We start from the raw sequence: 26,928 nt of genomic DNA, 5'->3' as shown, positions 1-26,928 counted from the left end.
CTATTGATAAACTGCCGTTATAGATATTAAAAATAAACATGACGGCAGCTTTTCACCCACAAGATTCCAATACCTCGATCGTTTCTCTCAGAAACGTAGACTTCTCCTATGCTCCGGGGGAACGTACGATTTTGTCTGGACTCAATATGGAGTTTCCGCGTGGCAAAGTCGTGGCAGTCATGGGGGGTTCAGGCTGTGGCAAAACCACTGTCTTACGTTTGATTGGTGGCCAAGTCGCCGCCCAACAAGGACAAGTTCTTTTTGAAGGGCAAGACGTTGGGCAAATGGATACCGCAGCGCTCATGCAGGCGAGACGTCGCATGGGCATGCTGTTTCAATTTGGCGCACTTTTTACTGATATGAGTGTCTTTGATAACGTGGCTTTCCCACTCAGAGAGCATACTCAGCTATCAGAGCAAACGATTCGGGATCTTGTGCTCATGAAACTCAATGCAGTGGGTTTACGAGGTGCGCGAGATTTGATGCCTTCACAAATTTCAGGGGGCATGGCTAGACGCGTTGCCTTGGCGCGCGCTATTGCTCTAGACCCGCCACTCATCATGTATGACGAGCCTTTTGCTGGCTTAGATTCTATTTCTTTGGGTATCACGGCGCGCTTAATCAGAGACATGAATCAAGCATTGGGTGCCACTAGTATTTTGGTCACTCACGATATCCCAGAAACTTTTGAGATTGCTGATTACGTTTACTTTATTGCTAATGGCAAGATTGCAGCTCAAGGCACTCCTGATGATCTGCGTGTTTCCACAGACCCATTTGTGAAACAATTTGTAGCTGCAGAACCCGATGGCCCTGTGCCTTTCCATTATCCAGCCCAGAATATCCGTGATGATTTTGGAGTACGTTCATGAATCCCGTACTTCAATCTTTAGCTAGTCTTGGTGCTTTTGTCAGAGAAAATCTCGCGGGTTTAGGTTTTGCCTCACGCATGTTCGTAACCATCATGCGCCGCTCAGCACCATTACTCAAAAGACCTCGTTTAGTGAGCGACCAAATACATTTTGTCGGCAACTACTCATTTGTCATCATTGCTGTCTCAGGACTGTTTGTTGGTTTTGTTCTGGGTTTACAAGGCTATTACACATTAAATCGTTATGGGTCTGAACAAGCCTTAGGACTTTTAGTGGCGCTGTCATTGGTTAGAGAGCTAGGCCCTGTAGTCACCGCACTCTTGTTTGCGGGACGCGCTGGCACATCACTCACCGCCGAGATTGGTCTCATGAAAGCCGGTGAACAACTCTCTGCCATGGAAATGATGGCTGTTGACCCATTATCTAGAGTCATTGCCCCGCGCCTATGGGCAGGCATTATTGCGATGCCTATCTTGGCTGCTATTTTTAGCGCAGTAGGTGTCATGGGAGGTTATCTCGTGGGCGTGCCTTTGATTGGTGTAGACGACGGGGCATTCTGGTCACAAATGCAAGCGGGCGTAGATGTAGTGAAAGACGTGGGTAATGGTGTGATCAAGAGTTTTGTCTTTGGTATTGCGGTGACATTTATTGCGCTTTACCAAGGCTATGAAGCAAAGCCCACCCCTGAAGGTGTGGCAAGAGCCACAACGCGCACCGTGGTGATTGCTTCTTTGGCGGTGTTAGGTTTGGACTTCCTTTTAACAGCTGTGATGTTCTCTAGCTAAAAAGGTGTTATAAAGGTTTATAGATTTTGTAATCGATTATGAAAAAACAAACATTAGATATCTGGGTTGGTTTATTTGTTGTCTTAGGCATTTTGGCGCTATTGTTTCTTGCCTTAAAAGCCGGCAATATGAGTTCATTTACTTTCCAGCCAACCTATGAGGTGAGCGCACGTTTTGACAATATCGGTGGTTTAAAGCCTCGGGCACCTGTTAAGAGTGCCGGTGTTGTTGTTGGTCGCGTTAAAGAAATTCGTTTTGATGATCAAAGTTATCAAGCAACTGTCGTTCTAGCCCTAGAAGAGCGTTATAAATTTCCTAAAGATACTTCAGCAAAAATTTTGACTTCAGGTCTTCTAGGTGAGCAGTATGTTGGTTTAGAGGCCGGTGGTGATGAGGCTATGATTGCCCAGGGTAGTAAGTTAACGCAAACTCAATCAGCGATCGTTCTAGAAAACTTAATCGGACAATTTCTATACAACAAAGCTTCGGAAACCCCAGATAAAAAATAAGTTATAGCAATACATAGAAGAGTTATCGATTCATTAATAAAAAAAATTGAGTGAAACAATCATGAAACTCTTGGCTAAATTTTGGACCTTTAGCATGCAGCGCTTAATATTAGTTGCAGGTGTGCTGGTTTTATCTGCTTGCGCTACTGTGGCACCACAGAGTGAGCGTGTTGCGAAGATTGATCCCTTAGAAGGTTTTAATCGTGGGGTCTTTGAGTTCAACCAAAAGCTTGATGAGTACGCTATTAAACCGGTTGCAGAGGCCTACCGCTTTGTTTTGCCAGAGCCAGTTCGTAAAGGTATTACAAACTTTTTTCAGAATATTTTAGATATCTACAACGCGGGCCATAATCTCCTGCAGGGCAAGCCCATGGATGCGGTGAGTGATATTGGTCGTTTTGTGGTGAACTCAACCTTGGGTATTTTGGGTATCTTTGATGTAGCCACCGATATGGGCCTAGAAAAACACCCTGAAGATTTTGGTCAAACTTTCGCGGTCTGGGGTGTCCCTCAAGGCCCCTACCTCGTTTTACCTTTCTTCGGGCCTAGCACCGTCAGAGACGGTGTGGGTTTTGGTTTTGATATTTATACCGACTTTGTACTTAATTCTGATCGTCTTAATAGTGATGAGAAGATAGGCATTACAGGCTTACGTATTATTAATTTGCGCGCCAATCTGCTTGATGCTGAACAACTGGTTGATGCCGCAGCCTTTGATCGCTACAGCTTTATTAGAGATTCTTATTTACAGCGCCGTCGTAATCAGGTCTTTGATGGCAATCCACCTCCTCTCAAAGAAGAAGATTAAGCTTTCCTTCCCCCCCATGTTTTTGGGAGTGTATAGAGCCTAATCTGCTGTAAACCAATACAATAGCAATATAAATAGTGCGGGGTCTTGCCTATGCCCGTAAATAGGATTGTTGGATTGGATAAAGAATGAGAATGAAACGATATTTTCTTAGAGTGATGACTTTAGCTTGTCTAGGTTTATTAAACCTAGGATTTGCTCACGCACAAAATAAAGATACGGCTGATGGCTTAGTCAAGTTTGTCGTTGAAGATGTTATGAATACCATCAAAAATGACAAGGCGATACAAGCCGGTGATCTGAGAAAAATTAATACTCTCGTTGATCAAAAAATCCTACCGTATTCTAATTTTCAGAAAACAACTCGCCTAGCAATGGGCAGAAATTGGAATAAAGCTACACCTGCACAACAAGAGCAAATTACGCAAGAATTTAAAAATCTTTTGATTCGGATCTACTCAGGGGCTTTGGCACAAGTGAGAGATCAAAAGATTCAGTACAAGCCATTTAGAGCTGCAGCAGATGAAACAGATGTCATCGTGCGCACAGTGGTGATTGGCAAGGGTGAGCCCATTCAAATTGACTATCGTGTCGAGAAAACCAATGATGGTTGGAAAGTCTATGACATCAATGTGTTGGGTGCTTGGCTCGTTGAGTCCTATCGTAACCAATTCAATGACCAGGTCAGTAAGGGTGGGATTGAAGGATTGGTTCAGTTTTTACAGCAACGTAATGCTGCTTTAGCAGCAGGTAAGTAATATGCCTACTTTTGTTGTCCCCCCAACGATTGACCACAGTAATGTGGAGGCACTCATTGATGCCATCACTCAATTGGCAAACACGGGGGATGCTATCACTGTGGAGTGTCAGGCCTTAGAGCAATTTGATTCAAGTGCTATTAGTCTATTCATGGCCGCCAAGCGTGCTGCCAAGCAAGTCACAATTCTGAATGCCCCAGAAAAGCTTAAAAGCTTGGCCCAGGTTTATGGCGTTACAGAATTTGTTACTCAATGAGCGCGATATCGTTTAAAAATCTCACGAAGCAATACGGTTCTTTGACAGCTTTGCAGTCAATTAACCTAGATATTGAAGAAGGAGAATTCTTTGGACTCTTAGGCCCCAATGGTGCGGGTAAGACGACTTTGATTTCCATCTTGGCTGGCCTTTGTAAACCCACGAGTGGCTTTGCGACTTTAATGGGTTTTGATGTGCAAGCCCAATTTAGAGAGGCTAGACGTCGTCTAGGAATTGTTCCACAAGAGCTCGTCTTTGACCCATTTTTTACTGTGCGAGAAACCTTAGAGTTTCAATCCGGATACTTTGGTATCAAGCATAACGCCGACTGGATTGATGAAATCCTGGAGAACTTGGGACTCACTGACAAAGCCAATAAAAACATGCGCGCACTCTCTGGCGGCATGAAGCGTCGCGTTTTGGTAGCACAAGCGTTGGTCCATCGGCCACCTGTGATTGTTTTAGATGAGCCCACTGCAGGAGTCGATGTTGAGTTGCGTCAGTCGCTTTGGCAATTTATTTCAAGACTCAATCAACAAGGCCACACCATCGTTCTTACAACGCATTATTTGGAAGAGGCAGAACAACTTTGTCATCGCATAGCGATGATGAAGCAAGGCCAAATTGTTGCTCTGGATACGACTAAGAACTTATTAGCTAGAGTAAGCCATGATGATCAGCGTAAAGCTGATTTAGAAGATGTTTTCATGCAAATCATGGCAGGGGCCCATCATGAGTAATCATCAAGAATTGCCAAATACTCTACAAAAGACCTCAATACCGGTTTTGGCTCAGGAGACAAGCGGTTTCTTTGCTCTTTTTTATAAAGAAGTGAAACGTTTTTGGCGTGTAAGTTTTCAGACTGTTGCAGCTCCGGTGCTCACAGCGATTTTGTACATGATGATTTTTGGTCATGTGCTTGAAGACCATGTGAAAGTTTATGAACAGATTAGTTACACCGCCTTCTTAATTCCGGGTTTAGTGATGATGAGCTTATTACAAAATGCATTTGCCAATACATCCTCATCACTCATTCAGTCGAAAATCACAGGCAACCTCATTTTTGTTCTTTTGGCACCTTTGTCGCATTTGGAGTTCTTCTTGGCGTATGTGTTGGCTGCCATGCTGCGCGGTGTCGTGGTGGGTCTCGGAGTCCTGATGGCCACCATCGGTTTTGTGGATCTACAAGCCTATGCCATTCTTTGGATCGTCTTATTTGCTCTCTTAAGCTCCGCAGTACTAGGTGCTCTAGGATTGATTGCGGGTATTTGGGCAGAAAAGTTCGATCAATTAGCAGCCTTTCAGAACTTCTTCATCATGCCTGCCACCATGCTCTCAGGCGTCTTCTACTCGATACATACCTTACCTAGTATTTGGCAAACCATTTCTCATTTCAATCCATTCTTTTACATGATTGATGGCTTTAGGTACGGCTTCTTTGGGGTTTCTGATGTATCTCCCTGGATGTCTTTAGCGATTGTGGCAACATTCTTTCTCATTGTGGCTAGCATTGCGATTCGTATGTTGGCTAAAGGCTATAAATTAAGACACTAATCAGATCAGCAGTACAGATTGAACTAATAAATACTTAAATCATGCTACCCACTCCAGAACAAGTGAAAGCCTATATTCAAGCGGGATTAAATTGCACCCATATTGAAGTTGAAGGCGATGGTCAACACTTTTTTGCAACCATTGTTAGTCCTGAGTTTCAGGGTTTAAGACCTGTGCAAAGACATCAAAAAGTTTACGCCGTACTTGGCGATCGTATGAAAGCAGAAATTCATGCGCTTTCATTTAAAACCTTAACTCCCGAAGAATTTCAGGCTTAGGTCCATGCGCCACTACAATGTGGCGCATGGATAAATTACGCATACTTGGTGGCCAAGCACTTGCTGGCGAGATTCAAATTGCAGGGGCAAAAAATGCTGCTCTGCCCATTTTGTGTGCCGCACTACTGACTGATCAGCCTGTTCAGCTATCTAATCTTCCTGATCTTCAGGACGTGAGAACGATTCTGAAGATTTTGATGCAGATGGGTTTGAAAGTTACTTTCCCTAAGCCTGATGATCGCTCGGTCGTGATTTTGGATGCTTCAGATATTCATACTCCAGAAGCCTCTTATGAGCTTGTGAAAACCATGCGGGCTTCTATCTTGGTTTTGGGGCCACTGTTAGCACGCTTTGGTCGTGCCAAAGTTTCGCTACCTGGTGGTTGTGCGATTGGGGCAAGGCCTGTAGACCAACATATCAAAGGCTTAAAGGCTATGGGCGCGGCGATTAGCATTGAGCATGGCTATATACAGGCTAGTTTTGGCGAGGGCCACAAAGCGCTGCAGGGCGCCAAGATTGTGACCGATATGATCACAGTCACGGGAACAGAAAATCTTTTAATGGCCGCTGTCTTGGCGCAAGGAAAAACCGTCCTTGAGAATGCAGCGCGTGAGCCTGAGGTTACTGATTTGGCAGAATTACTCGTCAAAATGGGCGCAAAGATTAGTGGCATAGGTACCGATAAATTGGTGATTGAAGGTGTGGCCAAGCTGCATGGGGCCCAACATGCCGTGATTGCTGACCGTATCGAAACAGGCACCTTCATGTGTGCTGCAGCCATTATGGGTGAGACAGGTGCAGACTTGCTACTAAAGAATGCGCGTCCTGATACTTTAGATGCCGTCATTGAAAAATTACGTGAAGCAGGTTTGTCGATCAAGACTGGGGATAACTGGATTCATGTACAAATCAAGCAAAGACCTAAGGCGGTTAGTTTTAGAACTTCTGAATACCCAGCTTTCCCCACGGATATGCAAGCGCAGTTCATGGCCATGAATGCCATTGCTCAGGGTAGTTCACGAGTGACCGAAACTATTTTCGAGAATCGCTTCATGCACGTTCAAGAGCTCAATCGCCTCGGAGCCCAAATCGCGATTGAAGGCAATACGGCAATGACCGAGGGGGTTAATCATTTGTCTGGTGCCATTGTTATGGCCACAGATCTAAGGGCCTCAGCCAGTCTAGTAATTGCTGGTTTAGCTGCTCAAGGTGAAACCATAGTAGATCGTATCTATCATCTTGACCGTGGTTATGACCGTATGGAAAGAAAATTGGCAGCTGTAGGCGCCAATATCAGCCGTATCCAGTAAGCCCTGATATTTCTAAATAAACCTGAGCGGGTCTGATAAGACCCGCAAAGCATGAAATAATAGAGTCATGTCTGAAATTCTGACCCTCGCGCTCTCAAAAGGCCGCATCTTTGAAGAAACCATGCCTATGCTCGCTAAGGCAGGTATCACTGTGGCTGATGATCCTGAGAAATCGCGCAAACTGATTCTTGGGACTTCCAATCCTAAATTAAGAGTCATCATTGTGCGCGCCTCTGATGTACCAACTTATATTCAATATGGCGCTGCTGATTTTGGTGTGGCTGGTTATGACGTACTTGCTGAGCATGGTATGGACGGTTTATATGCCCCGATTGATTTAGGAATCGCCCAATGCCGCATGTCAGTCGCCGTAAGAGACGATTTTGATTACCTCAGTGCGGTACGCCAAGGCGCACGTCTTAAGGTCGTTACCAAGTATGTGCAACAGGCTCGCGAACACTTCGCCAATAAGGGTATGCACGTTGACCTTATTAAGCTCTATGGCTCGATGGAGTTAGGACCACTTGTCGGACTAGCAGATGCGATTGTTGATTTAGTTTCCACCGGTAATACTCTGAAAGCCAATCGACTAAAAGAAGTCGAAGTGATTAAAGAAATTAGTTCACGCTTAGTGATCAATCAAGCTGCTTACAAGCGTCGTCGTGCAGAACTACAACCGTTTTTAGATGCTTTTGCACAAACTGCTTAAAACGAAATTGAGATCGATTAAAAAATCATGAGCTGCCCTGTTCAACGCTTCAATAGCCAAACCGCTGATTTTAAAAATCAGTTGAAGATGCTATTGGCTTTTTCAGAAGCTGATGATGAGGCGATTGATCAAGCGGCAGCAAAAATCTTGGCCGACGTTAAAGCAAGGGGTGATGCTGCTGTTTTAGAGTACACCCAGCGCTTTGATCGCCTCAGTGCTGAGCAAGCCAAGAGCGTCTCAGCCTTGGAGTTAAGGCAAGCCGATCTTCAGCAAGCGCTCGCTAGTTTGCCTGTTGAGCAACGCACTGCCCTAGAGGCAGCTGCAGCGCGTGTGAAGAGTTATCACGAAAAACAAAAGCAAGAGTCTGGTTGTCACTCTTGGGATTATGCGGATGAGCATGGTACTCGTTTAGGTCAAAAGGTAACCCCTTTAGATCGTGTCGGCTTATATGTGCCGGGTGGTAAGGCTGCCTATCCGTCGTCAGTACTGATGAACGCAATGCCAGCCAAAGTTGCTGGTGTGAAAGAAGTCATCATGGTGGTACCTACCCCAGATGGTACGAAGAACCCTCTCGTATTGGCCGCCGCTGCAGTTGCTGGTGTGGATCGTGCCTTTACGATTGGTGGTGCACAAGCGGTAGGGGCTCTGGCTTTTGGCACGGAAACTATTCCAGCAGTAGATAAGATCGTTGGCCCAGGTAATGCCTATGTGGCTGCTGCAAAGCGTCGTGTATTTGGTACGGTCGGTATTGATATGATTGCCGGCCCATCAGAAATCTTAGTACTCTGTGATGGCAAAACAAATCCTGATTGGATTGCGATGGACTTGTTCTCGCAGGCTGAACATGATGAGCTGGCGCAATCCATACTCTTGTGCCCTGATGCTCAATTTATTGAACAGGTTCAAGAGAGTATCAATCGCTTAATCAATGACATGCCAAGACGTGACGTGATTCACGCATCTTTAACAGGGCGTGGCGCATTGATTCAGGTTAGAGATATGGGTGAGGCTTGTGAGATTGCGAATTCGATTGCTGCAGAACACTTGGAAATTTGTGCAGAAAACCCACGTCATTGGGCCGAGCAAATTCGTCATGCAGGCGCGATCTTCATGGGCCCATATACCTCAGAATCTCTGGGCGATTACTGTGCCGGCCCTAATCATGTATTGCCAACCATGCGCACGGCACGTTTTTCTTCACCCTTGGGCGTCTATGACTTTGTCAAACGCTCGAGCATGATTGAAGTGAGTGCTGAAGGTGCCGATCAACTTGGACATATCGCAAGTGTGCTCGCCCATGGTGAAGGTCTGCAAGCTCACGCTAGGGCAGCTGAGATGCGCCTTAAGAACTCTAAGCAATAAACTAAAAGCTAACTAAAAATTAAGCCAAAATTGCTTGAAGTGCTTTGACTAAGGCTGCGCACTGCTCATCGGTACCAATTGTGATGCGTAGGTATTGATCGATACGAGTTTGCTTAAAGTGTCGCACGATGATGTGACGCTCACGTAAGGCCTGAGCCAATTGACCTGCATCGTGTTTGGGGTGGCAGGTGAAAATAAAGTTCGCTTGGGATGGAATCGTTTCAAAGCCTAGCTGATTCAAATCTGCGATCAGGGCCTCGCGACTTTTGATGACTGCTGAGCTGATTGTTTCTAAATGCTTTTGATCATCGATGGCCGCAATTGCCCCAGCCATTGCCAGGCGATCAATCGGGTAAGAGTTAAAACTATTCTTGACTCGTTCTAAACCAGCAATCAAATCAGCATGACCCATGGCATAGCCAACACGCAGACCTGCTAAAGCTCTTGATTTAGATAGGGTGTGTGATACCAAGAGGTTGTGGTATTGATTAATCAAAGTGCTGGCTGATTCAGTACCAAAGTCAACATAAGCTTCATCGACCACGACTACGCTCTCTGTATTATGTTCAAGTAACTCACGAATATCACTTAAGGCTAGGGCGCGACCGGTTGGTGCATTGGGGTTGGGGAAAATAATTCCACCGTTGGCTTTACCTAGGTAGGTTTTGATATCAATCGCAAACTCAGCATTAAGTGGCACTGTCTCAAAATCAATCCCATAGAGCTTGCAATAGACAGGATAAAAACTGTAGGTGATATCCGGAAACAGAATCGCTTTGTCGTGTTTGAGTAAGCCTAAAAATACATGCGCTAAAACCTCATCTGAACCGTTACCCACAAACACCTGATTGGCTTGCAAGTGATAATTCCGAGCAATACACTGTTTTAAAGCATCGGAGTTTGGGTCTGGGTACAAACGTAAGAGTTCGCTATTAGCTTGGCTAATCGCTGCAATAGCTTTCGGGGAGGGCCCATAGGGACTCTCATTGGTGTTGAGTTTGATGAGTTGCGTGAGCTTGGGCTGTTCCCCAGGAACATAGGGGGTTAGTTCTTGAACAGTTTTACTCCAAAAGCGACTCATGATGCACTCAACATTAGCAAAAACTCTATTTTCCTCGTTTTTGGCTCAAGTGGTTGAAAAGCCTGCCTTTTATCATGATCCAAACTAGCAAAACGGGGAAGGGGTGATATCATTACGGCATGAGACAAGTGAACGTCAAACGCAATACCTCAGAGACTCAAATTGAGATTGACCTCAATTTGGACGGCACTGGTCGTGCAGATTTGCAGTCCGGCGTGCCTTTTTTGGACCATATGTTGGATCAAATCGCCCGTCATGGCATGGTTGACCTGACCGTCAAGGCCAAGGGTGACACGCATATTGATGATCACCACACCGTAGAAGATATCGGTATTACCTTAGGTCAAGCCATCGCTAAAGCTGTGGGAGACAAAAAAGGAATTACACGCTATGGCCACTCTTATGTGCCGTTGGATGAGACTTTATCAAGAGTGGTGATTGATTTTTCAGGTCGCCCAGGCCTTGAGTTCCATGTGCCTTTCACACGTGCACGCGTTGGTGACTTTGATGTTGATTTGACTATTGAATTCTTCCGCGGCTTTGTCAACCATGCGGGCGTGACTTTGCATATCGACAATATTCGCGGTATCAATGCGCACCACCAAATTGAAACAGTCTTCAAAGCATTTGGTCGTGCGCTACGCATGGCTTTAGAACTCGATCCACGTGCAGGTGGAGTCGTGCCGTCTACTAAGGGAAGTCTATAAGTCTTAGGCTAAAGCTTTATTGAGCTTTTTTAATCGAGTCGATTTTGTCTAAACAAACCCCCAGGATTGCAATCGTTGACTATGGCATGGGTAATCTGCGCTCAGTTGCGCAAGCCATGATGCATGCTGCTCCTGAAGCACATATTGAGATTGTTACTGATGCAAGTACCATCGCACAGGCTGATAAAGTTGTTTTGCCTGGGCAGGGAGCTATGCCGGATTGCATGAGTCATTTAAAGGACTCCGGTTTACTGGACGCTGTACTGGATGCGAGTAAAAACAAACCCATGCTAGGAATTTGTGTGGGCGAGCAAATGCTTTTTGAATCCAGCACAGAAGTACGCACTCCAAAATACACTGAACACTCTCAAGCAATCAGCCCAGCAGTCACGCCAGGCTTGGCACTCTTACCCGGTAAAGTGATTCGTTTTGATTTAGCCGGTCGCCAGCAAGCCGATGGTTCCCACTTTAAGGTCCCGCATATGGGTTGGAATCAGGTTCGTCAAACCCAAGAGCATGCGCTGTGGCAAGGCATCCCCGATATGACCAGCTTCTATTTTGTGCATAGCTACTATGCGGTACCGGAAGACCCTGCACATATTGTGGGCCAAACAGATTACGGCGCTTGGTTTACCTGTGCGGTCGCACGTGATAATTTATTTGCGACACAATTTCACCCTGAAAAAAGTGCAGAATATGGTTTGCGCTTATATAAAAATTTCGTTAACTGGAACATTTAGTCTCACATCATGTTATTGATCCCTGCTATTGATCTCAAACAAGGTCATTGTGTTCGCCTAGAGCAAGGCGATATGGATAAAGCCACGACATTCTCAGAAGACCCTGCGGCAATGGCAAAGCACTGGGTCAGCCAAGGTGCGCGTCGTTTGCATTTGGTTGATCTTGATGGTGCTTTTGCAGGTAAGCCTAAGAATGAGGCAGCGATTAAGTCTATCCTTAAAGCAGTGGGTGATGATATTCCTGTGCAATTAGGTGGCGGTATACGTGATCTAGAAACTATTGAGCGTTTACTCGATGATGGTTTGAGTTACGTCATTATTGGTACGGCCGCAGTTAAAAACCCAGGATTTCTACAAGAAGCCTGTTTAGCCTTTGGTGGCCACATCATGGTCGGTCTTGATGCTAAAGATGGCAAAGTCGCAACAGATGGTTGGAGCAAACTCACCGGCCATGAAGTGATTGACCTTGCAAAAAAATATGAAGACTATGGCGTTGAAGCCATCATCTATACCGATATTGGCCGTGATGGCATGTTACAGGGCATCAATATGGAAGCCACTGTCAAACTCGCTCAGTCAGTCAATATCCCGATCATTGCTAGCGGCGGCCTATCCAATATGAAAGACATCGATGCACTGTGCGCAGCACAAGATGATGGTGTCATGGGAGTGATTGCCGGTCGCGCGATCTATACCGGTGATTTAGATTTGGCCAAAGCGCAAAAACATGCGGATGCCAAGACATCTTAAATAAACAGAATTATCACTACTAATTACTCATGCTCAGTAAACGTATTATTCCTTGTTTAGACGTGACGGCCGGTCGCGTGGTCAAGGGTGTGAACTTTGTAGAGTTACGTGATGCCGGTGACCCAGTAGAGATTGCCAGACGCTACGATGAGCAGGGTGCGGATGAGATTACCTTCTTAGATATTACTGCTACATCGGATGAGCGTGACTTGATTCTGCACATCATAGAAGATGTTGCCTCTCAAGTTTTTATACCTTTGACTGTGGGTGGCGGTGTGCGAGCTGTGGCTGATGTGCGCAGATTACTCAATGCCGGTGCTGATAAGGTAGGCATGAACTCGGCAGCTGTAGCTAACCCTGATTTAGTTTCTGATTCTGCAGCAAAGTATGGCTCGCAATGCATTGTGGTGGCTATTGATGCTAAACAAACAGCCGAGAATCATTGGGAAGTCTTTACGCATGGCGGTAGAAAAAATACAGGCATTGATGCGATTGCCTGGGCACAGGAAGTGGCAGAGCGGGGCGCTGGAGAAATTTTGCTCACCAGTATGGATCGTGATGGCACCAAAAATGGTTTTGACTTAGCGCTCACGCGTGCCGTCAGTGATGCAGTACCTATTCCGGTGATTGCCTCGGGTGGAGTCGGCAATCTAGAGCACCTAGCAGAAGGTATTACTACAGGTCATGCAGATGCAGTCTTAGCAGCCAGTATTTTTCACTTTGGTGAATACACCGTAGGACAGGCTAAGGCCTTAATGCATAGCCGTGGCATCCCTGTACGTTTATAAAAGCAAATACAAGCGCAAAACAATGCTAGGCTTATGCCATGGAAAACAATAAATACCAAGACCTCCTCAAAGAGATTGCCTGGAATGAGCAAGGGCTCGTACCAGTCATTGCGCAAGAGTACGGTAGTGGTGATGTACTAATGATGGCTTGGATGAATGAAGCTGCTTTTATCAAGACCCTAGAAATTGGCCAAGCAGTCTATTGGTCAAGATCCAGAAACAAGCTATGGCACAAAGGTGAAGAGTCGGGCCACTTTCAGATTATCAAAAGTATTCATTTAGATTGTGATGGTGATACCTTGCTGATCAAAGTAGAGCAAATCGATGGTATTGCATGTCATACAGGTGCGCACTCTTGCTTTTTTAGAGATCTAGACAATCAAGCGTCTTCCTTGAGATGGCAAAAATAAGGTAAATTCCAAGCATGACAACTCATACAACCGATGCACTCAAGCGCTTAGCAGATGTGGTTGATGCGCGCATGGCTGACTTTAAGGCAGGCAAAGCAGACCCTAATGTTTCTTATATTGCCAAACTATTTAGTAAGGGTGATGATGCCATTTTGAAAAAAATTGGCGAAGAAGCGGCTGAGACTGTGATGGCTGCCAAAGATAGTCGCTTTCATGACCTAGACCCTGCTTACCAGGCTAAATTGGTCGGTGAGTTTGCCGATTTATGGTTTCACTGCATGGTTGCGATGGCGCAATTCAATTTACGTCCTGAAGACGTCATTGCTGAGTTAGAGCGCCGTGAAGGCACATCTGGAATTGCCGAAAAAGCTTTAAGAAAGAGCTAAAAAGTCATGAGTCACGCAGAAAACTGTATTTTTTGCAAAATTATTGCGGGGCAAATCCCCAGCAAAAAGGTTTATGAAGATGAAGAGCTCTTTGCTTTTCATGACATTAACCCAGCGGCCCCGGTTCACTTTCTGATTGTGCCTAAGCGTCATTTTAAAAATTTAATGGATGCCAATAGCCAAGATGAGGCAATACTGGGTAGAATGTTAACCATTGCACCGCGTCTTGCAATCGAGCAAGGCTGCCGCCCTGGCGAATCCGGGGGCTTTCGTGTAGTAATCAATAATGGCGCAGACGGTGGACAAGAGGTTTACCATTTACACATGCATATCATGGGTGGTCCGCGTCCGTGGAAGAAAAACTAATTAGGAGCTAATAATGGGTTCGTTTAGCGTATGGCATTGGGTAGTTGTTTTAGTGATTGTGCTCTTAGTATTTGGTACTAAGAAACTACGTAATATCGGTTCTGATTTGGGTGGTGCAGTCAAGGGCTTTAAAGATGGTATGAAAGGCTCTCAAGAAGAAAAAGCTGCTGAGCAAATCCCAGCCCAGAACCAAGACGGTAAAACTGTCGACGTTCAAGCTAAAGACGTCAACAAGTCTTAATCGCTTCCCATCGCAGGATGGGTATTCACAGACATGATTGATCTTGGCATTTCCAAGCTCGCCCTGATTGCCGTTGTGGCACTCGTGGTGGTGGGCCCTGAGCGCTTACCTAAAGTGGCCCGCATGGCGGGCAACCTCATGGGTCGTGCCCAACGCTACATGTCTGAAGTCAAAAGCGAAGTCAATAAGCAAGTCGAGCTAGAAGAGCTCAAGAAAATGCAGGAAGAGGCCAAGAAGGCCATGCAGGATGTGCAGTCCACAGTCAAAGAGATGGAGAACGTGGCACAAAATGTTGAGGAGAGTGTCGGCAAAGTCGGCTCTGAACTGACTACCAGCCTTTCTGAATACGATGCATTCTCTGATTACGACAGCTATACAGTCAGCCCCTTGCGAGAGCCAAAAACCAATTTGAGGCAAGGCAGAGACAGTTGGGGTGTTAAACGCTCGGCGATGCCACAGTGGTACAAACGTAGTGCTGGCGTGAAAATGAAAATTCAATCGGGTGCCGCTAGAGTCAAACGTCACAGAAGAGCTGCGACTCAAATCAAAACGCCTAAATCATTCTTTTAAGCTAGAACAAAAAAGTCTATATGAGCACAAGCAATCCACAACCCGAAGAAGGCCTGCAAGAAACCTTCCTCACTCATTTATTTGAGTTGCGCGATCGCTTGATTCGCTCGATTGGTGCTTTGTTAGTTATTTTCTTGGGACTCGTTTATTGGGCGCCAGATATCTTCCATCTCTTTGCTAAGCCTCTCTTAGATGCACTGCCCAATGGTGGCAAAATGATTGTTACAGATGTCACAGGTTCCTTCTTTGTGCCCATGAAAGTCACCATGCTGGTGGCCTTCTTGATTGCTTTGCCAGTCATCATGTATCAAATGTGGGCCTTTATTGCCCCTGGCCTCTACACCCATGAAAAGCGCTTGGTATTTCCGATTGTCAGCAGTAGCTATATTCTCTTTCTCATTGGCATGGCTTTCGCTTACTTCATTGTTTTTCCAACCGTCTTTAAGTTCATGGCAGCCTACAACGCCCCCCTAGGTGCAGACATGGCTACCGATATCGATAAATACCTAAGCTTTGCCATGACCACCTTCTTAGCTTTTGGTATTACTTTTGAAGTGCCTGTTGTAGTCGTCGTACTTGTCAAACTCGGCATGGTCAGAATCGCCAAGCTTAAAGAGATCAGACCTTATGTGATTGTTGGCGCCTTTATCATCGCGGCCATCGTCACACCACCAGATGTGCTCTCACAACTACTCTTAGCAGTACCCCTATGCATACTCTATGAACTCGGAATCCTAGTTGCAAGATACTACGAACCAAAGCTTGATCCTGAGGACGCAGAAGAAGCTAAGCCATAAAAACTAAGACAATAAAAAAGAAAAAAATAAGAAAAAACAAGAAATAACAAAAAAGAAAAAAGAAAAAAGAAATAAGAAAAAACAAAACAAAAAACAAAAAAATAGAGTCAGGCTAATATTTAGTCAGTCCTTTACTGAATACCCAGTAACTGAAATAGCTTATCTAAACGATAGCGTCTTTGCCTTAAATTACCTTCATCCACAATTTCTTTGTTAAAAGCTGCTGCATAAGCACGCCCGGCAAGCATCAGTGTTTTACGTTGCTCTAAAGTTTCAATCTGTATCAACCTCGGACTTGAGCGAGGTAAGTGCTCTCTAATATCAATCACAGCACCGTGCTCATGTTGAACTGTGAGCATATCGACCAAAAGCATTTCAGCTTGGGATAGATCAAGTTGGTTGGCTACTAAGATACGATGCGCCATGAGTATTAAATCACTGGAGCCACTGAAGCGATGGGAAAGATTTTCAAGAGATTCACGAACAATCAGAGCTTCTTTTGCCCAACGATTAGCTACAGCATTGGGGCAAGACACCATTAATTTAGATAATAGAACGCGTGCATCAGACACTCCTTGTGAAGCCGCATGCCATACCCAATAGGATGCTTGTAAACCGACCACCTTTTCTTCCAGCTGTTCACGCTTACGCCATAGACTAGCCCCTTTACGATATTGCGCATAGGGGTGACCTAAATCAGCAGCTTTATCAAAACAAGTATCACTATCTTCAGCGCTGTACCCAGAGTATTGAGGCATACGATTAATTAAACCTAAGGCGTACCACGCATCTCGCTCACCCGACCCAGCAGCCAACTTTAACCAATATACCGCTTGCTTAAGGCGCGCATTTTTACCGGGGGGGATACGTATCAAACCAAGGTCAACACTCGATAAAGAAAACTCCGATAACTCATCTTCAGAAAATCGCGCCATTCTTAAGCCTAATATCAATCGAGCACGAGCATGACCTAACTCAGCGGCCGTCTCTAAACAGGATTCGTTCTCTAGATGAACCCAAGCTGCCCAGTACAAAGACAAATAGGAAGTGTCATTTAAACGTAGTAACTCAGGTATGTGAGATCTCAGGGCATCCATTAATGAGACACTAGGCTCATGATCAAATGCACTAGAGAGATCGAGTAAGTGTCGTAAACCACTGACACTATCAGTGGCAAGGTGAGATTGAATCTTCTGCGCACGAGCCAAATCTTGTTGGCCAAACAAACCTAACTGTAGAGATTGAACCAATAACTCTTTAGCAGATGATTGAAACTCACCATCCAAATCAGCGAGTTCTTCTAAATAGCGTTGACCCATAACCAATAAGTCATCACGACTATGAATACCGATCGATAAATAGGATGCGATATCAACAGCCCTAGAAAATGAAACGCCATCTAATAAAGTTGGAGTATCAACACTAAGATCCCGCTCAAGTAATAACCGGTTAAACAAACTCAATGAAACATACCAGCGAGCACGCAAATGACCCGAGTGAGAAGATAACAATAGAGAGCGCAAAGCAAAGTCAAGAGACGAAACAGGCACTTGACCCACCAACGGTAGATGCTCAGCTAAAAAAAATGAAAATTCTTCTTTAAATGAACTACTTACAGACGCTTTCTCAAGCCAAAGAAGAGCATTGGGCAAATTAGCAGGTGTATTTTCAAGACCAAGAAGATAAATTCGACCTAATTGATGTTGTGAAAAAACATCACCTGATCGAGCTAATTTAAGAATTTTCAATAATTCACGGCTTGCCATGCAACAATTTGAGCATAAAAACTAGGGTTTATATGTAGATAAAGCCAATCTTTTCTTGAAAATAAGAAAAATAAAACGAGTTTGTTGTCAAAATACAACAAAACAAAAAAAAAGACCATCAATCCACAGAAAAAAAGCCCCTAAGCCCCACAAGTACACAGAAAGACGTACAAGACTCATGCAGTATCAATCTGTCCTCGGGAAGCCGAGTACGTTTATTTCACATTTATGGAGATTTACGAATGAAAAAATCATTAATCGCATTAGCTGCTTTGTCAGCATTTGCAACAGCAGCACAAGCTCAGTCTTCAGTGACTGTTTACGGTGTATTGGATATGAGCTACACAGAAGTTGAGAACAAAGCAACAACTTCATCAGGCACAACAACAGCTAAGATCAAAGACACTGGTAACGGTGACGGCGCATTGTCAACATCACGTTTAGGTTTCCGTGGCGTTGAAGATCTTGGCGGTGGCTTAAAAGCTAACTTCCAATTAGAGTATGACCTAGTTAACGTTGGAACTGGTGGTACAGGTCTAACTGTTGATGCAACTAGCTCAAGTACAGCTGTGAATTCAGGTTTTGGTGCTCGTTATAGCTGGATTGGTCTAGAAGATGCTAAGTTAGGTGCATTGCGTTTAGGTCGTCAAGAACAGTCAATTCACTCAGTAGTAGTTGCTGGTACAGCTGGTAACGCTAACAATATTACTGGTCAGATCTATTCTAGCGATTTAAGTGGTGTTTCAACAAACTCAGCAAAAATGAGACCTCACGCAGTTTTCGTTGATCGTGCAGTTACTTATATTTCACCATCATTCAACGGTGTTCGTGCTGAATTACAAACGGCTAACACAACAACAAAGCCAGGCGTAACTGGTGTTGATGAGGTATCTACAAATGAAGTTGGTGGTAGCTTGAAGTATTCAGCAGGTAAGTTTGCTGCTGCTTACGGTTTTGCTACAACAGAATCTGATACTTCAACAAGCACAAATAGTACAGCTGACACAAAAGTACGTGCAATCAGCGCATCTTACGACTTTGGCCCAGTTCAAGCTTTTGCTTTGAATACAGAGCGTAAAGAACTTTCAACAGCTGGTGCTTTGACTGGTACAGGCAAGACAAAAGCTACTGAAATTGGTGTTCGTGTACCAATGGGTAAAACAATGTTGTGGGCTTCAGCATTTGATGGTGACCGTGACACAGGCTCAGCAACATCTGACGTAGCAGGTTACCAAGTTGGTGCTACATATGCGATGAGTAAGCGTACAACTGTTTATGGTATTTACGGTAATCAAGAAATCAAAGGTACTGGATCAAATAGTGCTAACAAGACTGAATCAACTGGTATGGCAGTTGGTGTACGTCACTCATTCTAATTCTTCGCTGGCCTAGCCAGTTAGATTTAGCTTGATTGAAACCCACTCCTCGGAGTGGGTTTTTCTTTTAGGGCAAATACCGAGATCAAATAAAGAAGTTCTATGTTTAAATCATAAAATAATGTCAAAGGAGAATGTAATGAAATATAAGTTAAACAGGATTGCAGTTGCTAGTGCGTTAACATTCATTAGTGCATCAGTATCTGCCGCAGGCTTTCAAATTTTTCAACAAAATGCTAGCGGCCTTGGAAATGCGTATGCTGGGTCGGCAGCTGTAGCAGATAATGCTAGTACTGTTTTCTTCAACCCAGCTGGTATGACAGAATTAAAAGGTACGAACGTATCAGCAGGTCTCAATGTTGTTAGTTCCAGTATTAAGTTTAGTAATGGTTCTTCAAGCTCTACGCAACTATCTGGTAACGGTGGTGATGCAGGGACTATCGGCGTTATTCCGAATGCTTACTTTACTCACCAAATAGATCAAAAGTTAACTCTAGGTTTTGGTATTGGAGCCCCATTTGGCTCACATTCAAAATATGATAATCCTTGGATTGGCGGTGCCCAAGCACTTGAATTCCAAATTAAAACAATAAATTTCAATCCTTCTTTGGCTTATAAGTTGGATGACAGACTATCTGTCGGATTCGGTATTAACTACCAACAAATTGATGCGAAGTATAAGCGAATAACAGGATCTGTTGTTAATGGCAACGCCGTAAACTATACTACCGGTATGACCGAAATGGATCTGTCAGATTCTGGATCTTTTGGATGGAACGCAGGAATGTTATTCAAGCCAGATCAAAAAACTAAGATTGGCATTTCTTATAGATCAAAAATTAAACATGGTCTAGATGGCTCCTTAAACACTGTGGGAGTTACGGGAAATAGTGGTTCTTTAGTTAATGCCGGTGGAACGGGATTGGGTACAGCTGGCGTTACTTTGCCGGACATGGCGTTTTTAAGTATCAGTCACAAGTACACGCCTAAGATTGAAATGTTGGGTGATATTTCCTGGACAGGTTGGAGTTCAATTCCAAAGATAGATGTGTATAACGTTACCAATTCTCGCCTAGGTCAAACATTAACAACAGACTTTAAAGATAGTTGGAGATTTGCCTTAGGTCTCAATTATCAGTACACCTCAAATATCAAACTTAAAGCAGGCGTGGCTTATGATAAAACGCCTGTGAAAGGCGCTGATACAAGATTGGTCTCTCTACCTGACAATGACAGAACTTGGCTATCAGTTGGTTCGCAGTACCAGTTGAATAAAACTTCGGCAGTAGATTTCGGTTTGGCTAAAGTCTTTATCAAGAACGCTAATGTTAATAATAACCAAGCTTCTGATAATAGAGGTTTGGTGAACGGAAGCTATAAATCTAGTGCATGGTTGATGGGTATTCAATACTCCCAATCATTCTAACTAGTCATTTGTGTGTCTAAAACCACCCTAGTCATAGGGTGGTTTTTTATTGGTTTAAATACTTACTATCTTTTTTTAGGCATATCTGATAGTTTTTGACTCTTCAACGAGGAGCTCAATATGAATAAAAAATTATCAGTTTTGTTTGGTGCTTTACTACTTTCTGGCTTAGTCCAAGCCAACACCTTGGATAAGATTAAATCCAGCGGATCAGTGACCATGGGTGTTCGTGAATCCTCTGGTCTGTCTTTTACGATTGGTGACGGTAAATTTGCCGGCTTTCATGTGGATGTTTGTCAAAGAGTATTGGCAGATATTCAGAAGCAGTTGAAGCTCAATCGTCTTGAGATTAAATATCAGCCTGTAACATCACAAAACCGTATCCCGTTAGTACAAAATGGCACAGTTGATCTAGAGTGTGGTTCAACAACAAATAATGCAACTCGCCAGAAAGATGTTGCTTTTGCTGTCACCACTTACGTAGAAGAGGTGCGCATCGCAACCAAGGCTAATTCTGGTATTACGTCTTTAAACCAATTGAATGGTAGAAAAGTAGCGACTACAACAGGGACTACTTCAGTTCAGTTATTAAGAAAACATGAGCGTGCTACTGGCGTTAACTTTGAAGAGATATTTGGTAAAGACCATGCTGATAGCTTTTTGTTACTAGAGTCTGGTCGAGCTGATGCCTTTGTGATGGATGGCTCTATCTTGGCTGCAAATATTGCCAACTCAAAAAATCCAGGCGATTACAGAATTGTTGGTGAAGTGATTGCTGTCGAGCCGATTGCTATTATGCTGCGTAAGGATGATCCTGCTTTCAAAAAGGCAGTGGATGACAGCATTAAAGTAATGATGAAAGATGGTACCTTGAGCAAGTTATGGGATAAATGGTTCTTGCAACCTATTCCACCAAAAGGTAACAAGATTGGCCTAGCCTTATCTCAGTCAACTAAAGATGCATGGGCTAATCCTAACGATAAACCTGCAGAAGAATACGCCAAGAAATAAAATCCCAACATGACTTGGGATTGGCAGGTATTTTGTAAAAGTACCATTGAAGAAGATTACTCCCCGGTGTGTTTTGGCACCGGTGGAGAAATTACCTATTTAGATTGGCTACTATCTGCCTGGGGGTGGACTCTTGCAGTTTCTGCAACGGGGCTAATTATTGCCCTTTTTTTTGGGGTAACAATAGGTACTCTTCGTACACTCAATCATTCCTCGTTAGTAAATAAGATTCTGAGAGCTTTTGCCACGGCCTGGGTTGAGCTCTTCAGAAATATCCCCGTCTTAGTTCAAGTCTTTATCTGGTATCACGTGCTGCATGCACTGTTCCCGATTTTGAAAGGTTTCCCTTCTTTTATCTTAGTTAGTTTTGCCTTGGGTTTCTTTACTTCTGCACGTATTGCGGAGCAGGTCAGGGCAGGTATCGAATCTTTGCCTAAAGGGCAAAGACATGCGGCAACGGCCATGGGTATGACACAGATACAAAGCTATCGTTTTGTACTGTTACCCATGGCATTACGTATTGTCATTCCACCGCTCACCTCAGAGTCGATGAATATCGTTAAGAACTCCTCTGTGGCTTTTGCAGTATCAGTGGCAGACCTAACACTTTTTGCCCTTCAAGCACAGGAAGAAACATCTCGTGGTATTGAAATCTATCTTGGGGTCACTCTGCTTTATGCAATTTCTGCATTCACAGTCAATCGTGTCATGAGCTTGATTGAAAAAAGAACGCGAGTACCGGGATTTATCGGACCTACTGTTCAAGGAGGTCATTAATGTCCTTGGATTGGTCATTCTATAGCTGGGACCTTATTCAGAAATATATTCTGAATGGTTTTTTATTCAGTATTGAACTGACCGTGATTGCCACAATTGGCGGCATCTTCTTTGGAACAGTCTTGGCCTTGATGCGCTTATCTGGCAAACCTTATCTAGAAATACCGGCCTCTATTTATGTAAATACCATGAGATCGATTCCATTGGTCATGGTTATTCTCTGGTTCTTCTTATTAGTTCCGTTTATTGTAGGTAAGCCGATTGGTGCCGAGCTGTCGGCAAAGATCACTTTTATTGCTTTTGAGGCAGCCTTCTTTTGCGAGATCATGCGTTCAGGTATTCAGTCGATACCCAAGGGGCAAATATATGCAGGCCAAGCCTTGGGTATGACTTATTCACAAAACATGTATTTAGTAGTGTTGCCTCAGGCATTTAGAAATATGATTCCTGTGCTGCTGACGCAAACTATTATCTTGTTCCAAGACACCTCTTTGGTCTACGCAATTGGCGCTTATGACATGCTTAAAGGTTTCGAGATTGCAGGTAAGAACTTTGGTAGACCTATAGAGGCCTATCTGGCAGCCGCATTTATTTACTTTTTAATTTGCTTTTCATTGTCGCAATTAGTGCGGCGTTTACAGCAAAAAGTGGCCATCATTCGATAGGTAAAACATGATTGAACTCAAAGATGTCTCTAAATGGTATGGCAAGTTTCAGGTACTCACTGATTGCTCATTAACAGTCAAAAAAGGTGAAGTAGTAGTTGTTTGCGGTCCGTCAGGCTCTGGCAAATCAACCCTAATAAAGACCATCAATGCTCTTGAACCAGTTCAAAAAGGATATATAGCGGTTAATGGTGTTGAGGTCACCAATAAACAAACAGATTTACCCAAGCTTAGATCTCAGGTGGGTATGGTCTTTCAGCATTTTGAGTTATTTCCACACTTATCAGTCATGGATAACCTCACCATCGCTCAAATCAAGGTACTCAATAAATCTGAAGATGAAGCAAAAAAAAGAGGTGTTGAATACTTGGATAGAGTTGGCTTGATTGAGCAAAAAGATAAATTCCCAGGGCAGCTATCAGGTGGTCAGCAACAGCGAGTAGCCATTGCTAGAGCTTTATGCATGGATCCGATTGTCATGCTATTTGATGAACCTACATCAGCTTTAGACCCAGAAATGGTGGGTGAAGTGCTTGATGTCATGGTTGATCTGGCTAATGAGGGCATGACCATGATGTGTGTCACCCATGAAATGGGTTTCGCAAAAAAAGTAAGCAATCGAGTGGTCTTTATGGATCAGGGAAAAATTGTGGAAGATTGCCCGACAAAATCATTTTTCGATGATGTTGAGGAGCGATCACCAAGAGCCAAAGAGTTTTTATCTAAGATCCTAGTCAGTTAACACTAAAGAAGTTGATCGCACATTAATTTGACCTGAATCAAATTCCTGATTTACTTAGTAATTCTGCTTAAACCCACTTGACCTAAGTCAAGTCATAAAACTGCCAAATCTTTAACCTCAAACATGTCAAATCAATGACATTAATTTGAGGGAAAGAAAAATGAAAAAACTAAATAAATTGGCTTTAGTAGCTCTTGCAGCTATGTCATTTAATGCCATCGCACAAGAAAACCCATGGATGGTTCGTGCACGTGCTACCCATCTAAATTGGGATAATTCAACAACCAATACAGTTACAACGCTTGGCGTCAATGCAGATAATAAAATTATTCCTGAAATCGATATTACCTACTTCTTCACTAACAATATCGCAGCAGAGCTAGTTTTATCTTATCCACAACGAGTTGAAGTATTTGCTGGTTCTGCGTCCTTGGGCACAGTGACAGCCTTACCTCCAACGCTATTGGCTCAGTATCATTTCACTAACTTTGGCCCACTTAAGCCATATGTGGGTGCAGGTCTTAATTACACACGTTTTGGTAGCCGTAATTTAGGCGTGGATAACACCAGCAATGGATACTATGTCGAAAAATCAAGCATTGGTTATGCTTTACAAGCAGGTGCTGATTACATGTTGACCAAAAACTGGGGTATTAATCTGGATGTCAAATATATTGATATCAAAACAGATGTTTTCACAGCAGCAGGTGCTAATGCTGGTACATTGAAGTTAAGCCCAATCGCTACATCTGTGGGCGTGACTTATAAGTTCTAATTTAATTAGAATTTAATAAAAATGAAGCCACGACAAGTGGCTTCATTTATTTGTGAGATTTGAACTTCAAATTTGAAATCCAAGCCATTAAAGGATCTACTTCTGTCTCTTAGGCCCTGGTCTCTTACCCACCTGAACTTCGATCTCTAAATCTTTACCTTTGCGGTTCACAATCGTTTTGATCTTCTTGCCTGGTTCTTGGCTAGCAATACGATTGAGTAATTGAGTAATATCGTTGACTGCCTTGCCATCAATGGATTTAAGCACATCACCTGGCTTGATGCCCGCTTTATCTGCGGGTCCATTTTGTAATGTGCCCACAATCAAGACACCTTCATTTTTGATCTTTAAGGCTTCAGCAACTTCTTTGGTAATGTTTTGAGGTTCAACACCTATCCAGCCACGTGTCACTGAGCCATTGGTCACAATCGCTTCCATCACTTGCTTAGCTGTATTGACAGGTATCGCAAAGCCAATACCCATTGAGCCACCACTTCTAGAGTAGATGGCTGTATTGATACCAATTAAGTGACCACGCGTATCAACCAATGCCCCCCCTGAATTACCCGGATTAATTGCAGCATCGGTTTGTATGAAGTTTTCAAAAGTATTGATACCTAGATGATCTCTACCTAATGCAGACACAATGCCCGAGGTCACTGTTTGCCCCACACCAAAGGGGTTGCCAATTGCAAGCACTACATCGCCCACACGAACAGATTCCACTTTGCCAAAGGTAATTGGTGTGGGTAGATTGGGAATATTGATTTTAAGAACAGCTAAATCGGTATCTGGGTCATGGCCAATCACTGTGGCTTTCACTTTTCTGCCATCAGCCAAGGCGACTTCAATTTGATCAGCACCATCAATCACATGGTGATTGGTCAAGATTAAACCTTCAGCACTCACAATCACACCAGAACCTAAGCTATTGCCGGAGTCTTCCTGTGGGGCTTGATTGGGGTCGCCAAAAAAGTAACGAAACCATGGGTCATTGAAAGGCGCCGCATTATCGTTGCGTTCACGACCACGCGGGCGCTTAGGGATATTTTTGCTAGTAAAGATATTGACAACAGCCGGCATCGAGCGTTTCACGGCCTCGTGATACGAGCCAGGGTTGGGAGTACTTGGGTCAATTGAAGATTCTCGAACGGTGACAGTACCCAGGGAACTACTAAGCCCACCCAAGCCTTGATAACCCATGCCAGAGAGCCACTCTGGCTTTAAGGTGCTCACGATAAACAATACTGCCAACAAGAGCGTGACAATTTGTGCAAACAGAAGCCATAATCTTTTAGTCATAACCGTAGATTAACCCATTTAATTGAATAAGATGGGCCATGCAGGGAATACCAGCGATGCCAGCAAAAAAGACAAGTAATCAGACTAAAAATCAAGTAAGAGCGAAAAGGAAGACTGCTTCAGTCATTGAGCGTGATGAGCTTGTGACTTACCTTGCTCAGTTTTTACAAACTGCCAAAATAAAAGACTATTGCCCCAATGGTCTGCAAGTGCAGGGTAGAGAGAAGATTCAAAAAATTGTTTCAGGGGTGACGGCCAGCAAGGCATTGATTGAAGCCGCTATTGCATCTAAGGCAGACGCCATTTTGGTACACCATGGCTGGTTTTGGAAAAACGATGATCCGAGTATCGTGGGGCAACTGCATGCTCGTATGAAACTTTTGCTGGATCACAATATCAATCTACTGGCCTATCATTTGCCGCTCGATATTCACCCGCAGCTTGGCAATAACGCACAACTGGCCAAAGTGATGGGCTGGCAGGGTGCTGGCCCGAATACTTTGCCTGGGGTGATGGATGGTTTGATTTGGTCTACCAAGGTAAAACCCACGACCCTAATTCAGTTGAGTAAAAGTTTGGCGAGCCGTTTGGGTCGCGATCCCCTGGTCATTGGCGAACCTGCCCAAAAGATTAAAAAGATTGCTTGGTGTACGGGTGGAGCACAAGGTTACATTAAAGAGGCCCTGTCATTGGGAGTGGACGCTTACATCAGTGGCGAAGTCTCAGAGCAAACCTTCCATTTTGCTAAAGAGATGGGCTTAGCCTACATTAGTGCAGGTCATCACGCGACCGAGCGTTACGGGGTGCAGGCATTGGGCGAACACTTAAAGAAAACCTTAAATATAGAGCACGAGTTTATTGATATTCCCAATCCGGTTTAGCCAAGAGAAAAAATAGAAAAAGCTAAAAAATGGCTGAAAAATGCATTTTTTAAGCTGTTTTTAGACTAAAAAATGGGTTTTTTGAACTTTTTCACATTTTTCACCATTTTCACTATCGCTATGGGTTTTCAACTCAATCGATCTTCCCTCAAGGAATAGTCTGCTTTGCG

General features: G+C 43.9%; 33 protein-coding genes. 30 read left to right on the top strand and 3 right to left on the bottom strand.

Annotated elements, in window-relative coordinates:
- Window positions 1-38 precede the first annotated feature (38 nt).
- The 12 genes from ICE94_RS03675 (at window position 39) to hisD (ending at window position 9,201) form a co-directional block, all read left to right on the top strand.
- Window positions 39-872, top strand: coding sequence for an ABC transporter ATP-binding protein (locus ICE94_RS03675; RefSeq protein ID WP_216149000.1), 834 nt, complete (start codon window positions 39-41; stop codon window positions 870-872).
- Window positions 869-1,657, top strand: coding sequence for a lipid asymmetry maintenance ABC transporter permease subunit MlaE (gene mlaE / locus ICE94_RS03670; RefSeq protein WP_216148997.1), 789 nt, complete (start codon window positions 869-871; stop codon window positions 1,655-1,657). The genes ICE94_RS03675 and mlaE overlap by 4 nt, the downstream gene beginning before the upstream one ends.
- A 38-nt stretch (window positions 1,658-1,695) precedes the next feature.
- Complete coding sequence (gene mlaD / locus ICE94_RS03665) at window positions 1,696-2,166, top strand: outer membrane lipid asymmetry maintenance protein MlaD (protein ID WP_216148994.1); 471 nt, start codon at window positions 1,696-1,698, stop codon at window positions 2,164-2,166.
- A gap of 94 nt (window positions 2,167-2,260) precedes the next feature.
- A complete protein-coding gene (locus ICE94_RS03660; RefSeq protein ID WP_216148992.1) occupies window positions 2,261-2,974 on the top strand; it encodes a VacJ family lipoprotein in 714 nt (237 codons plus the stop codon).
- A 134-nt stretch (window positions 2,975-3,108) separates the two neighbouring features.
- A complete protein-coding gene (locus ICE94_RS03655; protein ID WP_216148989.1) occupies window positions 3,109-3,732 on the top strand; it encodes a phospholipid-binding protein MlaC in 624 nt (207 codons plus the stop codon).
- 1 nt (window position 3,733) lies between these two features.
- Window positions 3,734-3,988, top strand: a complete 255-nt coding sequence (locus tag ICE94_RS03650; RefSeq protein WP_216148986.1) for a lipid asymmetry maintenance protein MlaB — start codon at window positions 3,734-3,736, stop codon at window positions 3,986-3,988.
- Window positions 3,985-4,728: an ABC transporter ATP-binding protein gene (locus tag ICE94_RS03645; protein WP_216148983.1), complete on the top strand. Its 744-nt coding sequence runs from the start codon at window positions 3,985-3,987 to the stop codon at window positions 4,726-4,728. The genes ICE94_RS03650 and ICE94_RS03645 overlap by 4 nt, the downstream gene beginning before the upstream one ends.
- Entirely contained in the window at window positions 4,721-5,542 is an 822-nt protein-coding gene (locus tag ICE94_RS03640) for an ABC transporter permease (protein ID WP_216148981.1), read from the top strand. Before ICE94_RS03645 ends, ICE94_RS03640 begins: the two co-directional genes overlap by 8 nt.
- A 41-nt stretch (window positions 5,543-5,583) precedes the next feature.
- Complete coding sequence (locus ICE94_RS03635) at window positions 5,584-5,820, top strand: BolA family protein (protein ID WP_216148977.1); 237 nt, start codon at window positions 5,584-5,586, stop codon at window positions 5,818-5,820.
- Window positions 5,821-5,846: 26 nt separating this feature from the next.
- Window positions 5,847-7,130 carry a UDP-N-acetylglucosamine 1-carboxyvinyltransferase gene (gene murA / locus ICE94_RS03630; protein WP_216148974.1) on the top strand — a complete coding sequence of 428 codons (1,284 nt, stop codon included), beginning with the start codon at window positions 5,847-5,849 and terminating at the stop codon, window positions 7,128-7,130.
- A gap of 67 nt (window positions 7,131-7,197) precedes the next feature.
- On the top strand, window positions 7,198-7,839 hold the full coding sequence (gene hisG / locus ICE94_RS03625) for an ATP phosphoribosyltransferase (RefSeq protein ID WP_216148970.1): 642 nt from the start codon (window positions 7,198-7,200) through the stop codon (window positions 7,837-7,839).
- A 27-nt stretch (window positions 7,840-7,866) separates the two neighbouring features.
- The gene (gene hisD, locus ICE94_RS03620) at window positions 7,867-9,201 is read left to right on the top strand and encodes a histidinol dehydrogenase (RefSeq protein ID WP_216148967.1); all 1,335 of its coding nucleotides are present in this window, start codon (window positions 7,867-7,869) and stop codon (window positions 9,199-9,201) included.
- Between the two features lie 19 nt (window positions 9,202-9,220).
- Here hisD and hisC read toward each other — a convergent pair whose 3' ends face one another.
- Window positions 9,221-10,282, bottom strand: a complete 1,062-nt coding sequence (gene hisC, locus ICE94_RS03615) for a histidinol-phosphate transaminase (RefSeq protein ID WP_216148964.1) — start codon at window positions 10,280-10,282, stop codon at window positions 9,221-9,223.
- 119 nt (window positions 10,283-10,401) lie between these two features.
- Here hisC and hisB point away from each other — a divergent pair, with 119 nt between their 5' ends.
- From hisB to tatC, 10 genes are read left to right on the top strand one after another with little or no spacing between them, the layout of a single operon-like run.
- Window positions 10,402-10,989, top strand: a complete 588-nt coding sequence (hisB, locus tag ICE94_RS03610; RefSeq protein WP_216148961.1) for an imidazoleglycerol-phosphate dehydratase HisB — start codon at window positions 10,402-10,404, stop codon at window positions 10,987-10,989.
- 44 nt (window positions 10,990-11,033) lie between these two features.
- Window positions 11,034-11,729 (top strand): imidazole glycerol phosphate synthase subunit HisH, encoded by a 696-nt coding sequence (gene hisH / locus ICE94_RS03605; RefSeq protein ID WP_255539075.1) that lies wholly within the window; start codon window positions 11,034-11,036, stop codon window positions 11,727-11,729.
- A 9-nt stretch (window positions 11,730-11,738) separates the two neighbouring features.
- The gene (hisA, locus tag ICE94_RS03600) at window positions 11,739-12,479 is read left to right on the top strand and encodes a 1-(5-phosphoribosyl)-5-[(5-phosphoribosylamino)methylideneamino]imidazole-4-carboxamide isomerase (protein WP_216148958.1); all 741 of its coding nucleotides are present in this window, start codon (window positions 11,739-11,741) and stop codon (window positions 12,477-12,479) included.
- Between the two features lie 29 nt (window positions 12,480-12,508).
- Window positions 12,509-13,267 carry an imidazole glycerol phosphate synthase subunit HisF gene (gene hisF / locus ICE94_RS03595; protein WP_216148955.1) on the top strand — a complete coding sequence of 253 codons (759 nt, stop codon included), beginning with the start codon at window positions 12,509-12,511 and terminating at the stop codon, window positions 13,265-13,267.
- 38 nt (window positions 13,268-13,305) lie between these two features.
- Entirely contained in the window at window positions 13,306-13,677 is a 372-nt protein-coding gene (gene hisI, locus ICE94_RS03590) for a phosphoribosyl-AMP cyclohydrolase (protein ID WP_216148952.1), read from the top strand.
- Window positions 13,678-13,691: 14 nt separating this feature from the next.
- Window positions 13,692-14,063 carry a phosphoribosyl-ATP diphosphatase gene (locus ICE94_RS03585; protein ID WP_216148949.1) on the top strand — a complete coding sequence of 124 codons (372 nt, stop codon included), beginning with the start codon at window positions 13,692-13,694 and terminating at the stop codon, window positions 14,061-14,063.
- A gap of 6 nt (window positions 14,064-14,069) precedes the next feature.
- Window positions 14,070-14,429, top strand: coding sequence for a histidine triad nucleotide-binding protein (locus ICE94_RS03580; protein ID WP_216148946.1), 360 nt, complete (start codon window positions 14,070-14,072; stop codon window positions 14,427-14,429).
- 13 nt (window positions 14,430-14,442) lie between these two features.
- A complete protein-coding gene (gene tatA / locus ICE94_RS03575) occupies window positions 14,443-14,670 on the top strand; it encodes a Sec-independent protein translocase subunit TatA (RefSeq protein ID WP_216148944.1) in 228 nt (75 codons plus the stop codon).
- A 33-nt stretch (window positions 14,671-14,703) separates the two neighbouring features.
- Window positions 14,704-15,240 carry a Sec-independent protein translocase protein TatB gene (gene tatB, locus ICE94_RS03570; RefSeq protein WP_216148941.1) on the top strand — a complete coding sequence of 179 codons (537 nt, stop codon included), beginning with the start codon at window positions 14,704-14,706 and terminating at the stop codon, window positions 15,238-15,240.
- 20 nt (window positions 15,241-15,260) lie between these two features.
- Window positions 15,261-16,037 carry a twin-arginine translocase subunit TatC gene (gene tatC, locus ICE94_RS03565; RefSeq protein ID WP_216148938.1) on the top strand — a complete coding sequence of 259 codons (777 nt, stop codon included), beginning with the start codon at window positions 15,261-15,263 and terminating at the stop codon, window positions 16,035-16,037.
- 131 nt (window positions 16,038-16,168) lie between these two features.
- Here tatC and ICE94_RS03560 read toward each other — a convergent pair whose 3' ends face one another.
- Complete coding sequence (locus ICE94_RS03560) at window positions 16,169-17,803, bottom strand: hypothetical protein (protein ID WP_216148936.1); 1,635 nt, start codon at window positions 17,801-17,803, stop codon at window positions 16,169-16,171.
- Window positions 17,804-18,045: 242 nt separating this feature from the next.
- Between ICE94_RS03560 and ICE94_RS03555 the strand changes: the two genes are divergently transcribed.
- The 7 genes from ICE94_RS03555 (at window position 18,046) to ICE94_RS03525 (ending at window position 24,575) form a co-directional block, all read left to right on the top strand.
- Window positions 18,046-19,179 (top strand): porin, encoded by a 1,134-nt coding sequence (locus ICE94_RS03555; RefSeq protein ID WP_216148933.1) that lies wholly within the window; start codon window positions 18,046-18,048, stop codon window positions 19,177-19,179.
- Window positions 19,180-19,318: 139 nt separating this feature from the next.
- A complete protein-coding gene (locus ICE94_RS03550) occupies window positions 19,319-20,605 on the top strand; it encodes an OmpP1/FadL family transporter (RefSeq protein WP_216148930.1) in 1,287 nt (428 codons plus the stop codon).
- 120 nt (window positions 20,606-20,725) lie between these two features.
- Window positions 20,726-21,616 carry an amino acid ABC transporter substrate-binding protein gene (locus tag ICE94_RS03545; RefSeq protein ID WP_216148927.1) on the top strand — a complete coding sequence of 297 codons (891 nt, stop codon included), beginning with the start codon at window positions 20,726-20,728 and terminating at the stop codon, window positions 21,614-21,616.
- A gap of 9 nt (window positions 21,617-21,625) precedes the next feature.
- Entirely contained in the window at window positions 21,626-22,393 is a 768-nt protein-coding gene (locus tag ICE94_RS03540; protein ID WP_216148925.1) for an amino acid ABC transporter permease, read from the top strand.
- The gene (locus ICE94_RS03535; RefSeq protein ID WP_216148922.1) at window positions 22,393-23,058 is read left to right on the top strand and encodes an amino acid ABC transporter permease; all 666 of its coding nucleotides are present in this window, start codon (window positions 22,393-22,395) and stop codon (window positions 23,056-23,058) included. Before ICE94_RS03540 ends, ICE94_RS03535 begins: the two co-directional genes overlap by 1 nt.
- Before the next feature lie 7 nt (window positions 23,059-23,065).
- On the top strand, window positions 23,066-23,800 hold the full coding sequence (locus ICE94_RS03530) for an amino acid ABC transporter ATP-binding protein (RefSeq protein ID WP_216148919.1): 735 nt from the start codon (window positions 23,066-23,068) through the stop codon (window positions 23,798-23,800).
- A gap of 160 nt (window positions 23,801-23,960) precedes the next feature.
- Window positions 23,961-24,575 (top strand): OmpW family protein, encoded by a 615-nt coding sequence (locus ICE94_RS03525; protein ID WP_216148916.1) that lies wholly within the window; start codon window positions 23,961-23,963, stop codon window positions 24,573-24,575.
- A gap of 96 nt (window positions 24,576-24,671) precedes the next feature.
- Here ICE94_RS03525 and ICE94_RS03520 read toward each other — a convergent pair whose 3' ends face one another.
- On the bottom strand, window positions 24,672-25,877 hold the full coding sequence (locus tag ICE94_RS03520; protein WP_216148913.1) for a Do family serine endopeptidase: 1,206 nt from the start codon (window positions 25,875-25,877) through the stop codon (window positions 24,672-24,674).
- Between the two features lie 125 nt (window positions 25,878-26,002).
- Between ICE94_RS03520 and ICE94_RS03515 the strand changes: the two genes are divergently transcribed.
- On the top strand, window positions 26,003-26,758 hold the full coding sequence (locus ICE94_RS03515; protein WP_216150906.1) for a Nif3-like dinuclear metal center hexameric protein: 756 nt from the start codon (window positions 26,003-26,005) through the stop codon (window positions 26,756-26,758).
- Window positions 26,759-26,928 lie beyond the last annotated feature (170 nt).

Source organism: Polynucleobacter sp. MWH-Loch1C5 (assembly GCF_018881775.1).
GTDB lineage: Bacteria > Pseudomonadota > Gammaproteobacteria > Burkholderiales > Burkholderiaceae > Polynucleobacter.
The sequence above is the reverse complement of the archived record's forward strand: the minus strand, read 5'-3'. Positions and strand labels throughout refer to the sequence as shown.

What these genes read in the sequence shown, in the direction of transcription:
- hisG (WP_216148970.1), top strand. Translation starts at nt 7,198, where the DNA reads ATGTCTGAAATTCTGACCCTCGCGCTCTCAAAAGGCCGCATCTTTGAA.
- ICE94_RS03525 (WP_216148916.1), top strand. Translation starts at nt 23,961, where the DNA reads ATGAAAAAACTAAATAAATTGGCTTTAGTAGCTCTTGCAGCTATGTCA.
- ICE94_RS03640 (WP_216148981.1), top strand. Translation starts at nt 4,721, where the DNA reads ATGAGTAATCATCAAGAATTGCCAAATACTCTACAAAAGACCTCAATA.
- hisC (WP_216148964.1), bottom strand. Translation starts at nt 10,282, where the DNA reads ATGAGTCGCTTTTGGAGTAAAACTGTTCAAGAACTAACCCCCTATGTT.
- ICE94_RS03585 (WP_216148949.1), top strand. Translation starts at nt 13,692, where the DNA reads ATGACAACTCATACAACCGATGCACTCAAGCGCTTAGCAGATGTGGTT.
- ICE94_RS03645 (WP_216148983.1), top strand. Translation starts at nt 3,985, where the DNA reads ATGAGCGCGATATCGTTTAAAAATCTCACGAAGCAATACGGTTCTTTG.
- tatA (WP_216148944.1), top strand. Translation starts at nt 14,443, where the DNA reads ATGGGTTCGTTTAGCGTATGGCATTGGGTAGTTGTTTTAGTGATTGTG.
- ICE94_RS03520 (WP_216148913.1), bottom strand. Translation starts at nt 25,877, where the DNA reads ATGACTAAAAGATTATGGCTTCTGTTTGCACAAATTGTCACGCTCTTG.
- mlaD (WP_216148994.1), top strand. Translation starts at nt 1,696, where the DNA reads ATGAAAAAACAAACATTAGATATCTGGGTTGGTTTATTTGTTGTCTTA.
- ICE94_RS03580 (WP_216148946.1), top strand. Translation starts at nt 14,070, where the DNA reads ATGAGTCACGCAGAAAACTGTATTTTTTGCAAAATTATTGCGGGGCAA.
- ICE94_RS03555 (WP_216148933.1), top strand. Translation starts at nt 18,046, where the DNA reads ATGAAAAAATCATTAATCGCATTAGCTGCTTTGTCAGCATTTGCAACA.
- ICE94_RS03655 (WP_216148989.1), top strand. Translation starts at nt 3,109, where the DNA reads ATGAAACGATATTTTCTTAGAGTGATGACTTTAGCTTGTCTAGGTTTA.
- ICE94_RS03535 (WP_216148922.1), top strand. Translation starts at nt 22,393, where the DNA reads ATGTCCTTGGATTGGTCATTCTATAGCTGGGACCTTATTCAGAAATAT.
- ICE94_RS03650 (WP_216148986.1), top strand. Translation starts at nt 3,734, where the DNA reads ATGCCTACTTTTGTTGTCCCCCCAACGATTGACCACAGTAATGTGGAG.
- ICE94_RS03660 (WP_216148992.1), top strand. Translation starts at nt 2,261, where the DNA reads ATGCAGCGCTTAATATTAGTTGCAGGTGTGCTGGTTTTATCTGCTTGC.
- hisI (WP_216148952.1), top strand. Translation starts at nt 13,306, where the DNA reads ATGGAAAACAATAAATACCAAGACCTCCTCAAAGAGATTGCCTGGAAT.
- tatB (WP_216148941.1), top strand. Translation starts at nt 14,704, where the DNA reads ATGATTGATCTTGGCATTTCCAAGCTCGCCCTGATTGCCGTTGTGGCA.
- ICE94_RS03550 (WP_216148930.1), top strand. Translation starts at nt 19,319, where the DNA reads ATGAAATATAAGTTAAACAGGATTGCAGTTGCTAGTGCGTTAACATTC.
- murA (WP_216148974.1), top strand. Translation starts at nt 5,847, where the DNA reads ATGGATAAATTACGCATACTTGGTGGCCAAGCACTTGCTGGCGAGATT.
- ICE94_RS03675 (WP_216149000.1), top strand. Translation starts at nt 39, where the DNA reads ATGACGGCAGCTTTTCACCCACAAGATTCCAATACCTCGATCGTTTCT.
- ICE94_RS03545 (WP_216148927.1), top strand. Translation starts at nt 20,726, where the DNA reads ATGAATAAAAAATTATCAGTTTTGTTTGGTGCTTTACTACTTTCTGGC.
- hisD (WP_216148967.1), top strand. Translation starts at nt 7,867, where the DNA reads ATGAGCTGCCCTGTTCAACGCTTCAATAGCCAAACCGCTGATTTTAAA.
- hisB (WP_216148961.1), top strand. Translation starts at nt 10,402, where the DNA reads ATGAGACAAGTGAACGTCAAACGCAATACCTCAGAGACTCAAATTGAG.
- ICE94_RS03560 (WP_216148936.1), bottom strand. Translation starts at nt 17,803, where the DNA reads ATGGCAAGCCGTGAATTATTGAAAATTCTTAAATTAGCTCGATCAGGT.
- ICE94_RS03530 (WP_216148919.1), top strand. Translation starts at nt 23,066, where the DNA reads ATGATTGAACTCAAAGATGTCTCTAAATGGTATGGCAAGTTTCAGGTA.
- ICE94_RS03635 (WP_216148977.1), top strand. Translation starts at nt 5,584, where the DNA reads ATGCTACCCACTCCAGAACAAGTGAAAGCCTATATTCAAGCGGGATTA.
- hisA (WP_216148958.1), top strand. Translation starts at nt 11,739, where the DNA reads ATGTTATTGATCCCTGCTATTGATCTCAAACAAGGTCATTGTGTTCGC.
- mlaE (WP_216148997.1), top strand. Translation starts at nt 869, where the DNA reads ATGAATCCCGTACTTCAATCTTTAGCTAGTCTTGGTGCTTTTGTCAGA.
- ICE94_RS03540 (WP_216148925.1), top strand. Translation starts at nt 21,626, where the DNA reads ATGACTTGGGATTGGCAGGTATTTTGTAAAAGTACCATTGAAGAAGAT.
- tatC (WP_216148938.1), top strand. Translation starts at nt 15,261, where the DNA reads ATGAGCACAAGCAATCCACAACCCGAAGAAGGCCTGCAAGAAACCTTC.
- hisF (WP_216148955.1), top strand. Translation starts at nt 12,509, where the DNA reads ATGCTCAGTAAACGTATTATTCCTTGTTTAGACGTGACGGCCGGTCGC.